Source organism: Myroides sp. 1354 (assembly GCF_030324495.1).
Lineage (GTDB): Bacteria > Bacteroidota > Bacteroidia > Flavobacteriales > Flavobacteriaceae > Flavobacterium.
The window spans coordinates 69,070-82,306 of the sequence record NZ_JACAGN010000004.1; the positions used below are offsets into that span (position 1 = coordinate 69,070).

The window sequence follows — 13,237 nt, forward strand, 5'->3', positions numbered from 1 at the left end:
TTAAATAATCTATAATTGAAGAAATTCTCTCTAATTTATTATGAAAGCATACAAAATATGAGTAATTTTGCAATTGTTTTTTTAAACATAGTTATATTATGGTAAATGATTTATTTGACAGAATACAAAAGAATAAAGGACCATTAGGAAAATGGGCGTCTCAAGCTGAAGGATATTATGTTTTCCCTAAACTTGAAGGACCTTTATCAAATCGTATGATGTTTCATGGAAAAGAAGTAATCAATTGGAGTATCAATGATTACTTAGGGTTGGCAAATCATCCAGAAGTACGAAAAGTAGATGCTGAAGCTGCTGCTGAATATGGTGCGGCTTATCCAATGGGAGCTCGTATGATGTCTGGGCACACTACAGTACACGAACAACTTCAAGATGAGTTGGCTGCTTTTGTACAAAAAGAAGCTGCTTATTTACTAAACTTCGGTTACCAAGGAATGGTGTCTATTATTGACGCTTTAGTAACGAAGAATGACGTAATTGTTTACGATGTTGATTCACATGCTTGTATTATTGATGGTGTGCGTTTACACATGGGAAAACGCTTTACATATAAACACAATGACATCGAGAGTTTTGAAAAAAACTTAGAACGTGCAACTAAAATGGCTGAAACTACTGGTGGAGGTATTTTGGTAATCACAGAAGGTGTATTTGGAATGCGTGGGCAACAAGGAAAGTTGAAAGAAATCGTTGCTTTAAAAGAAAAATATAACTTTAGATTATTAGTAGATGATGCTCATGGTTTTGGTACTTTAGGTGCTACAGGAGCAGGAGCAGGAGAAGAGCAAGGATGTCAAGACGGTATTGACGTTTACTTTTCTACATTTGCAAAATCAATGGCTAGTATCGGAGCATTCGTTGCCGCTGATAAAGACATTATTGATTATTTAAAATACAACCTTCGTTCTCAAATGTTTGCGAAATCATTACCGATGATTTTTACAAAAGGAGCATTGAAACGTTTGGACTTATTGCGTACACAACCCGAACTTAAAGGGAAGTTGTGGGAAAACGTAAATGCATTGCAAAATGGACTAAAGGATAGAGGATTCAATATTGGAGATACTAACACTTGTGTGACGCCAGTTTACCTAGAAGGAAGTATTCCTGAAGCAATGGTGATGGTAAATGATTTACGTGAAAATTACAATATTTTCTTGTCTATTGTTGTTTATCCAGTTATTCCAAAGGGAATTATCTTATTGAGAATGATTCCTACAGCAACACATACAATGGAAGATATTAATGAAACTTTAGCGGCTTATGAAGCAATACGCGAGAAGTTAGAAAATGGAACATATAAGCGCATTGCTGCTGAAACAACAGTAGATGTGTCTTAAAAAATAAACAAAAAAAGCTCGAAACATTGTTTCGAGCTTTTTTTATATAAACACTACAGATGAATAGCATTCGTTTTTGGGCAGTACTAGTTTATTTAAAATAGACGATCAGTAAATAGACAAATTAAATAATTTCACTAAGTTCTTAGCTTTAAAATGAACAGTTCCACTTCTTTAATTTTTCCAATCCAGTAGGCTATTCCTTCTTCATTGGTAATTACCTCTTTTTTTCTATTCGGTCGAATTACGCCATACTTTTGCCAATTGCGTTGTTCGTCCTTTATTTTATCTTGTTTTGTTTCTGGCTCTATACGCGATCGCCAAAAAAGCAACTCCTTTTGGTAGTTTTGGATTATTTCTTCAAAATAATGCAATAAGGTCATACGGTCTTTAGGAATGTAGCCTGGACCACTACAACCGCAAGAATGCCAAGTAATTCCAACTTCATACAAATCTTTAATGTGTTGCCAAGCTTTGTTATTTCCTTTCTTAGGAGCTTCAAAATCCTTGCCCATATTCGCCATTAAATTACCACATTGAGGACATTTAGCTTCTGAATCGATCTTGTTCCCTTTTTTAATGTCTACCCACAATCGACGTTTAAATGTTTTCTGACATTCAAAGCAGACATAATGTGGTTTGTAAGCTGTCATTGCATATCTACACATAAGAATCTCATTTTAGACGGTTGTTAAATTCTTCATTAATACTGAACAACTATTTTTCTTAAACAAAACTAGTGAAAGCACTTAAATAAATAAGTGTAGTCTTGTTTTTTATTCTTATCAATGTATTTTATATAATTTGAATGCTATTTGAGTAAAAAATAGTTGTAAAACATCTTTGAACCTTATTTTTACTTATATTTGTTAACATAATTAAGTAAATTTTAATTAAAAATAAAAACGGATATACGTTTTATGTTATTCAAAGCGTTATAGTTAGAAATAAAAAAGATGAAAAGGATATTATTACTATTGTTGATGGGGATAAGTGTTGCTTTCGTGCAATGCAAACAAGATAAAAAGGAAAATTCTATTTCGGAAGTTGTGGATAATGATCATATTAAACTGTATAAAGTTACTGCAGTACCTTATGAAAAAAAAGAGGGGTATTTGTTAAAGAATCAACCCGAAAAAAAAGGCGTTCGCCATGTTAAAATTACGAATCAAGCCCAATTTGCTACGCTCTTTGATCCAAACAAAGCGATTAAAGAGGTTGGTTCAATTGACTTTTCCAAATCTTTCGTTTTGGCTCTAGTTGGAATTCCCAGTACGTTAGAAACGGATTTCTCTATTATTAGTTTAAAGGAGAAAGAAGACTTTATTGAATTGACCTATTGCCTTGAAGAAGAGGAAAAAGAGCTAGCTAAAGCAGTATATCCTTATGCTATTTTGGTGATAGACAAAAAGTACAATAAAGATATTCGATTTTTGATTGAATAATTAAAAATTGATTTTATATAAATCCAAGAGTACTATACATAACAAAGAGCGCTTCCCATACGAAGCGCTTTTTGTTATGTATAGATAGTTAATTTTATTTCTTTGTCCAACGATAGGCCAAAAAAGCAAAGGGAATGGTTCCTACCATGACCAAAGCTGTTGATAGTAAGGCATTTTGTGAAAATAAAGATACAATTGCACTGGCAATAAAACACATCCCTAATTGAATGGTATTTTGCAAAGCTGCCGCTTTTCCAGAATTTTCTGGGAATAATTTTAATGCTTCAGCTACAACGATAGGGTAACAAGCACCATTGGCCAATGCCATAAAACAGAATGGAATTAATAAACTTGTTAGAGTAGGTGTAGTGAAGACGGCTAAAAAGGCCGTAATAACAATAGCAATTGAAAATAAGAACACAAAGTAAGCGACTAATTTTGTTCCTTCTACTTTAGAAGATAAGGTTCGATAGCCAAATCCACCAATTAAAAAGGCAATGGTTTGCGGTACAAAACTAAAGCCAATTTCTCCTTCACTATACCCCATTTCTTTTAAAAAGAAAGGTGATCCCGTCAACCAAGCGAAGAAAGCAGCCGAACAAAAGGCATAAATCATCACGTTGCCCACATAGGCTTTGGACTGTAATAGCGTCCAATAAGCAAGTGGTTTTACTTGGGATTTCTCTTTTGGTGTCGCGTCTTTTGTTTCTTTCTTACCTTGAAGGGTTAAAGTGTAAAACATTAAAACAACAGCGATTGCCGCTAGTGTAATAAAGATGGATCGCCAACCAAAATGCTCAAGTAAATAAACTCCTAACAACGGAGCTAAGGCAGGTGATAACGCAACTAAAGGCATAATCGTAGCAAAAACGCGATTGGTTTCTGCTTTGGGATAACGCTCGATAACTAAGGCTTGCCAACTTACTGCAGCAGCACAAACGCCAATCGCTTGTATTAAGCGTAAAATTAAGAATGCAGTTACATTAGAAGTAAAATAAATCGCTAAGGAAGAGAGTGTAAAAATACACAATCCCATTAAAATTGTTTTGGGTTTACCTACTTTGTCCGAAATCGGTCCCCATATGAGTTGAGCAATCGCATAGCCGGCTAAGAATAAACTTAAGGTTGCGCTAATATTGCTCTTGGTTGTATCTAAATCAATGCGCATTTGCTCAAAAGCTGGCAAATACATATCGGTTGCTAAAAATCCAATGATACTTAATCCCGTTAGATAGACGAGAAAGAAAAAGTTGTTTTTATTTTGTGGCATGTACTTAAAAAATTTGAAGCTGCAAAGATAGGATTTTTTGTGAAGTTTGTGCTTTGTGAGGTCTGTGCTTTGTGAGGTCTGTGCTTTGTGAGGTCTGTGCTTTGTGAGGTCTGTGCTTTGTAGGGAATTTTAACTTCACAAAGAGCAAAGAGCAAAGAGCAAAGAACAAAGAACAAAGAACAAAGAGCAAAAAAAAACCACTCCTACAAAGGAATGGTTTGTCTATTATGGATGATTTTCTGTCAACTGTTCACTGATAACCGATAACTATTTAAAATAAGAAAACGTTTCGCCGTTTTCAATTTTCAATAACGTGTGGTAGATCAATTGAATGGTGTGTTCAACGTCTTGTCTGTGAATCATTTCCACTGTGGTGTGCATATAGCGCAAAGGCAAAGAGATTAACGCAGAAGCAACACCGCCATTGCTATAAGCAAAGGCATCCGTATCCGTTCCTGTTACGCGTGATAAGGCGTTGCGTTGGAAGGGAATTTGATTGCTCTCTGCCGTTTGTTCAATAAGGGTGCGTAAATTATTTTGTACTGCAGGAGCATAAGCAATTACAGGGCCTTTGCCAATCGTATTATCACCTTCAATATTCTTATCGACCATTGGGGTATTAGAATCGTGGCAAACATCTGTTACAATAGCAACATTGGGCTTAATGGTTTGTGTAATCATTTCAGCACCGCGTAATCCTACTTCCTCTTGTACTGCATTGACAATATATAATCCGAAAGACAATTCTTTCTTATTTTCTTTTAATAAACGAGCTACTTCAGCAATCATAAAACCACCAATTCGGTTGTCTAATGCTCTACATACCCAACGTTTGTTGTTTAATACAGTAAATGTATCAGGATAGGTAATCACACAGCCAATGTGGATGCCTAGATTTAATACCTCTTGTTTGCTGTCGCATCCCACATCAATAAAGTTGGTTTCTATTTTTGGAGATTCTTCCTTTCCAGCTCTATTTCTAATGTGGATGGCAGGCCAGCCAAATACACCTTCCACAATTCCCTTGGGTGTGTGAATATTCACGCGTTTAGAAGGAGCAATCATATGGTCGCTTCCTCCGTTGCGAACTACGTGGATAAATCCGTCTTCCGTAATGTGTTTTACATACCAAGAAATCTCGTCTGCGTGTCCTTCAATCACTACTTTATAGGGTGCTTCTGGATTTATCACCCCCACAGCATTGCCATAGGTATCTGTGATAAAGGTATCCACATAAGGCTCTAAATAATTCATCCAAAGCTTTTGTCCTACATGCTCATGCCCAGTTGGAGAAGCATTATTTAAGTAGGTCTCTAAAAAATGTAAGGAGTCCTGATTTAATATTGTATTTTTATCCATGATTATTTTTTACACGAATGTACTGATTCGCTTGGAAATACTCAATCTAATTCTTTACATTTGGTTATATTTTTTACCTATGAAAAAGCTGTATTTCTATTTTATTGTTCTCTTTAGTATAGCCTCCACTCAAGCACAAGAGAAGGAGTTAAAGACTGTACCTAGTTTGGTGCCGATGATAGAAATAGAAGACGATACCCTAAAGTATAGTATTCCAGAGATTTACATTGGGTCAAATGCAAAAGAAGACCAGTATCGTCAAGAAATGAATATCTTGCGCAATCGCATTCGCAGAGTGTATCCCTATGCCCGTGCTACAGCTGAAAACCTAATGATTCTCAACGAGAATTTAGAGAAATTAGAAACAAATAAACAGAAGCGACAATATATTAAACGCTCACAAAAGTATTTAGAAAGTCAATTTAAAGACAAGTTAAAAAAATTATCGCGTAAGGATGGAAAGATTTTGTTGAAATTAATTCACCGAGAAACAGGAGAAACGACCTTTAAATTAATTAAAGAATTTAGAAGTGGATGGACTGCTTTTTGGTCTAATGCAACAGCGAGAACCTTTGATTTAGATTTGAAATCTGAGTATCATCCCGATAGTGATTTACAAGATTTTTATATTGAAACCCAACTACAGTACTTATTTTATACGTATCAATTGGAGCGAAGCAAAGGTAAGGAGAACATGAGTTTCAATGCGTTGAGAAAAATGTGGGAAATAAAAATTTCAGAAGAAGAGTTTTTTCCACTGGAATTGAGGGAATAGTTTTGGCTTTCTAAAAATTAAGCTACCTTTGCAATAATAGTGATTTTATGGAACAATTTATCGTATCAGCAAGAAAGTATAGACCACAAACTTTTCAAGAAGTTGTAGGACAACAAGCCATTACCAATACCTTAGTAAATGCTATAGAGAGCAATCACTTGGCACAGGCATTGTTGTTTACAGGTCCAAGAGGAGTTGGAAAAACTACTTGTGCTCGTATTTTGGCTCGTAAGATTAATCAAGTGGGATATGATGATCCTACAGAAGATTTTACCTTTAATGTATTTGAGCTAGATGCCGCATCGAATAACTCTGTTGATGATATTCGAAATCTAATAGATCAAGTGCGTATACCTCCTCAAACGGGCAAATACAAAGTATACATTATTGACGAGGTTCACATGCTGTCAACTGCAGCTTTTAATGCTTTTTTAAAAACATTAGAAGAACCACCACGTCATGCTATTTTTATTTTAGCTACTACAGAGAAACACAAAATTATACCAACGATCTTATCTCGTTGTCAAATCTTTGATTTTAAAAGAATTACCATTGCTGATGCTGCAGATCACTTGGCTTTAGTTGCTAATAGTCAGGGGATTACTTATGAAAGTGATGCCTTGCGTATTATTGCGCAAAAAGCGGATGGTGCGATGCGTGATGCTTTGTCTATTTTTGATCGCGTGGTTTCTTACTGCGGAAAGAACTTGACAAGACAAGCAGTTGCAGAGAATCTGAATGTCCTTGATTTTGAGTATTATATCAAAGTGACGGATTTGATTCTAGCCAATAATATTCCCGCTTTGTTGACTTCTTTCGATACTATTTTAGCGAAGGGATTTGATGCTCAACACTTTATTGCTGGATTAGCTTCTCATTTTAGAAACCTTATGGTTTGTAAAACACCAGAAACCGCTACTCTTTTAGAAGTAGGGGAGCACGGAAGACAATTATTTAACGAACAAGCGCAAAAAGCTAGCGTTGGTTTATTGTTAGAAGCAATTGACTTGGCAAATGAGGCGGATCTAAAGTATAAAGCCAGCCAAAATCAGCGTTTATTGGTTGAATTGTGTTTAATGAAATTAGCGTCTTTATCTTACGAAGGCGAAAAAAAAAAGATAAATCTTTCATAATTCCTGCCCAAGCGCTCAGTTCGATTGAACCCATGGAAGCGGTAGTATTGCCGACAGCTTCAGTTCAACCTGTTGTTAACCCGTTTTTTGATAAATCGGTGGAGCAAAATATAGGGCAAAATGTCGAAGCAGCGACAAAGATTGAGTCAGTAGAGTCGAGCATAGAGCAAGTTGCTACAGCCACAACCATCGTGGAATCAGTGGAATCAACGTTGGTATCCCAAGAAATTCTAGTGAATCAAGAGCACATGCTAGACATTCAAAATGAAGTGTTGCCTGTAGAGGAAGCAGTTATAGCAGTTGCATCAGAAGTGGAGCAGCTAGAAGCACCAGCACTGTTTGTTGTGGATCCCATTCCATCTCCAGTAACTGTAGAAAAGAAAGTTTCAGCACTTTCTCTTTCTAGTATTCGCGCACGTAAGGAAATGGAATCTTCCCTGGAGAAAAAAGTGGTTAATCCCGATGATTTACCAAAAGAGCCTTTTACAGCAGAACAATTCATGGAAGAGTGGAGCAAATACGCCGATAAATTAGCCAGATCTGGGTTTATGTTAATGTCTTCCCTTATGGGGATGGTTCCTCCTGTAATCCACGGAACTTCAGTTTCTTTAGAAATGCCCAATGAAGGATCTAAACTAAGCTTTGATGAGAATAAGTTTGATTTGGTGAACTACTTGCGCAAAAAACTGAGTAACTATGATTTGGAGATCGAAATCAAAGTGAATGAAGAAGTAAAAATTCAAAAAAGAGTACTAGATAAAGATGATAAATTAGTTCGTTTTATTGAACTAAATCCTGCCATGCAGTATATGAAAGAAATCTTTGATTTAGAATTTAAATAGTAGTAAAACTATCGTTTATGATTAAAATTGGAAATGACAATACGCTAAAAGTAGCTAGAAAGACGAGCATTGGTTTATATTTAACCGATGGTGAGACGGATATTCTATTGCCTAATAAATACGTACCTAAAAATATAGAAGTAGAAGATGAAATCGTAGTATTCGTATACTTGGATCAAGAGGAAAGACCAGTTGCAACTACATTGGAACCTTATATTTACATCAATGAATTTGCTTTGTTAAAAGTGAGTTTTACCAATAAGTTTGGTGCGTTTTTAGATATGGGATTAGAAAAAGATTTGTTTGTTCCTTTTGCAGAACAAGCGCGTCCGATGAAAGAAGGGAATTACTACTTAGTATACATGCAGTTGGATGAAAAGTCCAATCGTTTAGTTGGCTCGAGTCGATTGAATCAGTTCTTAAACAATGATAATATTACAGTAAATATTGGAGATGAAGTAGAATTGGTTGTTTCTCATATTACTGATTTGGGGATTAATGTTATCATTAATGAGCAACACAAAGGGTTGATGTACAAGAATGAGGTCTTTGAAGATTTGCGTACAGGAGATCGCATTGTGGGATATATTAAGAATATACGTCCTGATGGGAAAATAGATGTTTCAAGAACGCGTGTAGGTGTAGAGGCAATCTCTGATGGTTCCGAGCAAGTACTCGCAGCTTTAGTGGAGAACAATGGTTTCCTAGGGCTTTCAGACAGCAGCCACCCAGAAGATATTCGCACCGTACTCAATATGAGTAAAAAAATGTTTAAGAAGGCGATTGGTGGACTGTATAAGGATAAAAAAATTACGATTACTGAAAAGGGTATTTTTCTAGTAAAATAGAGCATAAGTTAAAGACGGAAAATTTCCGTCTTTTTTTATTTAGGGATACATCACAACATGATGTATCCCTTTTTTTGTCTTGTAAAGGCAGCGAATCATTTGTTCTTTTCTTTAAAGTTTGAGGGAATCATGAGTAGGCTCTCGTTTGGTCAAAAAATTAACATTAAAATTTTATTTAGAGGGTTCATAATAAGATAAAAATCAGTATATTGAGAAATGAAAAAAAAGTCTATAGCAAAAAAACAAATAAAGGCGAAGGCTTGTAAATACTGGTGTTCTTTAAGTAATCTTTGAAAAATAAGGTTTTTGTTTTTCAAAAAAAAACAGATTTTAAAAAAGGATTCATCTGGTCAGAAAAAAATATTTTTATTTGAAATCCGCATTTTTAGCCCTTGTGGATTGTCATTTCTTCTTAATAAAGGGTTAATTTAATCCTCGTTTTGCCTATTTCATAGTATTTAACTTTTATTTGGGTGATTTTATTTTATGGAAATTTAGATATAAAAAAATTTTCAATAAAAATATTCATATATTTATCAAATATAAGTATTTCGTCAGCCGTTGAGGCTAGAAAGGCTGTGGCTATTCGGTCCTTTAGAAGAAGTGTGCATTATGACGAATTACGACTTACACTCAACATGTAGATTATTAACAACCATAAGAATGAACAAAACAAACAATTTCAAATCTCCAGGATTACTTTTCAGGGAGGCAATGAAGAAGGAAAGTCCCCTCCAAATTGTTGGTGCAATTAATGCTAATCACGCTTTATTAGCACAACAAGCAGGATTTAATGCTATTTATTTATCAGGAGGCGGTGTTGCTGCGGGATCATTAGGCGTACCAGATTTGGGAATTACCACGTTAGAGGACGTTTTAATCGATGTACAACGCATTACCAATATATGTGATTTACCCTTAATGGTAGACGTCGATACAGGATTTGGTCCTTCGGCATTTAACGTTGCAAGAACAGTTAAATCATTAATTAAAGCGGGGGCAGCTGCCTTGCATATTGAAGATCAAGTAGGAGCGAAGCGCTGTGGACACCGTCCAGGAAAAGAAGTAGTGAGCATGCAAGAAATGGTAGATCGTATTAAATCTGCTGTAGATGCTCGAACAGATGAAAATTTCGTTATTGGTGCTCGTACGGATGCCTTTGCTAATGAAGGCTTAGAAAGTACACTAGAGCGCGCAATTGCTTATAAAGAAGCTGGTGCAGATTTTATTTTTGCGGAAGCCGTACCAGATTTGAGTTTTTACCAAAAATTTGTTGATGCAACAGGGATTCCAGTATTGGCGAATATTACCGAATTCGGAATGATTAAAATGTATACAGTTGAAGAGTTAAAAGCAGCTGGAGTAGGACTTGTTCTTTATCCGCTTTCTGCTTTCCGCGCTGCAAATAAAGCAGCTTTGAATGTATACAACCACATTCGTCAAGAAGGTACACAAGCTAATGTATTGGATACGATGCAAACGCGTGAAGAGTTATACAGTAGTATCAACTATCACGATTACGAACAAAAATTAAACAACCTATTTAAAAAACAATAAGCATGTCAAATAACGAAACAAGCTTCAAACCAAAGAAAAGTGTTGCGCTATCTGGAGTTGCAGCTGGTAATACAGCTTTGTGTAGCGTAGGAAAAAGCGGAAATGATTTATACTACAGAGGATATAATATATTAGATTTAGCTGAAAAAGCAGAATTTGAAGAAGTTGCTTACCTTTTGATTTATGGCCATTTGCCTAATGAAGCTCAACTAAAAAATTACAAAGCAAAATTAAAATCACTGCGTGGATTACCAAAATCTGTGCGCAGTATTCTAAAAAATATTCCTGCAGCTGCTCATCCTATGGACGTAATGCGTTCAATGGTATCAGCGATTGGAACCATTCAACCAGAGAAAGACGATCACAATACAGCAGGAGCTAGAGATATTGCTGATAAATTATTAGCTTCTTTTAGTTCAGGATTATTGTATTGGTATCACTATACGCACAATGGAAAAGAAATCGAAGTAGAAACAGATGACGATACAATCGGTGGACATTTCTTACATTTATTACACGGGAAAAAACCTTCAGAATCATGGGTAAAAGCCATGCAAGTATCTTTAATTTTATATGCTGAGCACGAATTCAATGCTTCTACATTTACTAGTCGCGTGATTGCAGGAACAAACTCTGATTTCTATTCTTGTGTAACAGGAGCAATTGGCGCTTTACGTGGACCAAAACACGGAGGAGCTAATGAGGTTGCTTTTGAAATTCAAAGTCGTTATAACACACCTGATGAAGCAGAAGCAGATATCAGAAAACGCGTGGAGAACAAAGAGGTTATTATTGGCTTTGGTCACCCCGTATATACCATTTCAGATCCAAGAAATATTGTAATTAAAAAAGTAGCCGAGCAATTGTCACAAGAAGCAGGTGATATGTTATTATACAATATTGCAGAGCGCTTAGAAAGCGTGATGTGGGAAGAAAAGAAAATGTTCCCTAACTTAGATTGGTTCTCAGCCGTATCTTACCACCAAATGGGTGTTCCTACTTTGATGTTTACTCCTCTTTTCGTAATCTCTCGTATTACTGGATGGAGTGCTCATATCATGGAACAACGTCAAGATGGAAAAATTATTCGTCCTAGTGCAAATTACACTGGACCGGATAACCAAGAATTTGTTACAATCAAAAACAGAAAATAATTTAATAACTAAAAAATAAGAATTTAAAATGTCATTACACATTTCAAACGAAAGACCACAACCAGATCAGGTATTAGTGGACATTGCGGATTACGTATTAAACTATGAGATTAAAAATGATTTGGCATGGAAAACAGCACACTACTGTCTACTAGACACGATTGGATGTGGGTTAGAGGCTTTAACATACCCTGCATGTACTAAATTATTAGGACCTGTAGTAAAAGGAACAATCGTTCCAAACGGAGCTAAAGTACCTGGAACACAATTTCAGTTAGACCCAATTCAAGCGGCTTTTAACATTGGAACAATTGTGCGTTGGTTAGACTTTAACGATACTTGGTTAGCAGCAGAGTGGGGACACCCTTCAGATAACTTAGGAGGTATTTTAGCTACTGCAGATTGGTTGTCAAGAACGAATATTGCAGAAGGAAAAGCACCTTTAAAAATGAAACAAGTTTTAGAAGCAATGATTATGGCACACGAAGTGCAAGGAGTAATGGCTTTAGAAAACTCGTTTAACCGCGTTGGATTAGACCACGTATTATTAGTGAAATTAGCTTCTACTGCAGTTGTAGGTAAGTTAATCGGCTTAACTCGTGATGAATTGATCAATGCAATTTCATTGGCTTTTGTTGACGGACAAGCTTTGAGAACGTATCGTCATGCTCCAAATACAGGAAGCCGTAAATCATGGGCTGCTGGAGATGCTACTTCTCGTGCAGTGCGTTTAGCTTTAATGGCTAAAACAGGAGAAATGGGTTATCCATCTGTATTAACAGCTAAAACTTGGGGATTCTATGACGTTTCTTTCAAAGGAAATGCATTTAAATTCCAACGTGATTATTCTTCTTATGTAATGGAGAATGTATTGTTCAAAATCTCTTTCCCTGCTGAGTTCCACTCTCAAACTGCAGTTGAAGCAGCGATGACTTTACACGGAAAATTAAAAGAATTAGGAAAATCAACAGAGGATATTAAAAAGATTACGATTCGCACACACGAAGCAGCTATTCGTATTATCGATAAAAAAGGTCCATTAGACAACCCAGCTGACCGTGACCACTGTATCCAATATATGATTGCTGTGCCTTTAATCTACGGAAGATTAACAGCTGCAGATTATGAAGATAATATTGCTTCTGATGCAAGAATCGACGTATTACGCGATAAAATGGAATGTGTAGAAGATGTTCAGTTCACAAAAGATTACCACGATCCAGAAAAACGTTCTATCGCTAATGCATTGACTATTACATTCAATGACGGTTCATCTATTGATGAAGTAGTAGTTGAATATCCAATTGGACACAAACGCAGAAGAGAAGAAGGTATTCCTGAATTAATCAAAAAATACAAAATTAACTTGGCGCGTGTTTACCCAGAAAAACAACAACGCGTAGTAATGGAAAACTCTTTAGATTACAACACTTTAGTGAATCTAAATGTAAATGAGTTTGTTGACTTACTAGTTATCTAAGCTTATAAAGAAAGAC

Annotated in this window: 12 protein-coding genes; 9 read left to right on the plus strand and 3 right to left on the minus strand. The window is 35.8% G+C overall.

Annotated features, from left to right (window positions below; genetic code table 11):
• Window positions 1-98 precede the first annotated feature (98 nt).
• The gene (gene capB / locus HX004_RS05965) at window positions 99-1,358 is read left to right on the plus strand and encodes a cysteate-C-fatty acyltransferase (RefSeq protein ID WP_286441430.1); all 1,260 of its coding nucleotides are present in this window, start codon (window positions 99-101) and stop codon (window positions 1,356-1,358) included.
• A 137-nt stretch (window positions 1,359-1,495) separates the two neighbouring features.
• On the opposite strand, the gene HX004_RS05970 is transcribed toward capB, so the two are convergent.
• Window positions 1,496-2,026, minus strand: a complete 531-nt coding sequence (locus HX004_RS05970; protein WP_286441431.1) for a hypothetical protein — start codon at window positions 2,024-2,026, stop codon at window positions 1,496-1,498.
• A 288-nt stretch (window positions 2,027-2,314) separates the two neighbouring features.
• Here HX004_RS05970 and HX004_RS05975 point away from each other — a divergent pair, with 288 nt between their 5' ends.
• A complete protein-coding gene (locus HX004_RS05975; RefSeq protein ID WP_286441432.1) occupies window positions 2,315-2,803 on the plus strand; it encodes a hypothetical protein in 489 nt (162 codons plus the stop codon).
• Between the two features lie 94 nt (window positions 2,804-2,897).
• Here the strand turns inward: HX004_RS05975 and punC are convergent, their stop codons facing one another.
• Window positions 2,898-4,073 (minus strand): purine nucleoside transporter PunC, encoded by a 1,176-nt coding sequence (gene punC / locus HX004_RS05980; protein WP_286441434.1) that lies wholly within the window; start codon window positions 4,071-4,073, stop codon window positions 2,898-2,900.
• Window positions 4,074-4,340: 267 nt separating this feature from the next.
• A complete protein-coding gene (locus HX004_RS05985; protein WP_286441435.1) occupies window positions 4,341-5,432 on the minus strand; it encodes a M42 family metallopeptidase in 1,092 nt (363 codons plus the stop codon).
• Window positions 5,433-5,511: 79 nt separating this feature from the next.
• Here HX004_RS05985 and HX004_RS05990 point away from each other — a divergent pair, with 79 nt between their 5' ends.
• The 7 genes from HX004_RS05990 to HX004_RS06020 all read left to right on the plus strand — a co-directional run bounded on the left by HX004_RS05990 (window position 5,512) and on the right by HX004_RS06020 (window position 13,221).
• On the plus strand, window positions 5,512-6,207 hold the full coding sequence (locus tag HX004_RS05990; RefSeq protein WP_286441436.1) for a DUF4294 domain-containing protein: 696 nt from the start codon (window positions 5,512-5,514) through the stop codon (window positions 6,205-6,207).
• A gap of 47 nt (window positions 6,208-6,254) precedes the next feature.
• Window positions 6,255-7,340 (plus strand): DNA polymerase III subunit gamma/tau, encoded by a 1,086-nt coding sequence (gene dnaX, locus HX004_RS05995; protein ID WP_286441437.1) that lies wholly within the window; start codon window positions 6,255-6,257, stop codon window positions 7,338-7,340.
• 32 nt (window positions 7,341-7,372) lie between these two features.
• On the plus strand, window positions 7,373-8,182 hold the full coding sequence (locus HX004_RS06000) for a DUF8439 domain-containing protein (protein ID WP_286441438.1): 810 nt from the start codon (window positions 7,373-7,375) through the stop codon (window positions 8,180-8,182).
• Window positions 8,183-8,199: 17 nt separating this feature from the next.
• Window positions 8,200-9,030: a CvfB family protein gene (locus HX004_RS06005; protein WP_286441439.1), complete on the plus strand. Its 831-nt coding sequence runs from the start codon at window positions 8,200-8,202 to the stop codon at window positions 9,028-9,030.
• A 663-nt stretch (window positions 9,031-9,693) separates the two neighbouring features.
• Entirely contained in the window at window positions 9,694-10,587 is an 894-nt protein-coding gene (gene prpB / locus HX004_RS06010; protein WP_286441440.1) for a methylisocitrate lyase, read from the plus strand.
• 2 nt (window positions 10,588-10,589) lie between these two features.
• Entirely contained in the window at window positions 10,590-11,741 is a 1,152-nt protein-coding gene (gene prpC, locus HX004_RS06015) for a bifunctional 2-methylcitrate synthase/citrate synthase (protein WP_286441441.1), read from the plus strand.
• Between the two features lie 28 nt (window positions 11,742-11,769).
• Window positions 11,770-13,221: a bifunctional 2-methylcitrate dehydratase/aconitate hydratase gene (locus HX004_RS06020; protein ID WP_286441442.1), complete on the plus strand. Its 1,452-nt coding sequence runs from the start codon at window positions 11,770-11,772 to the stop codon at window positions 13,219-13,221.
• Window positions 13,222-13,237 lie beyond the last annotated feature (16 nt).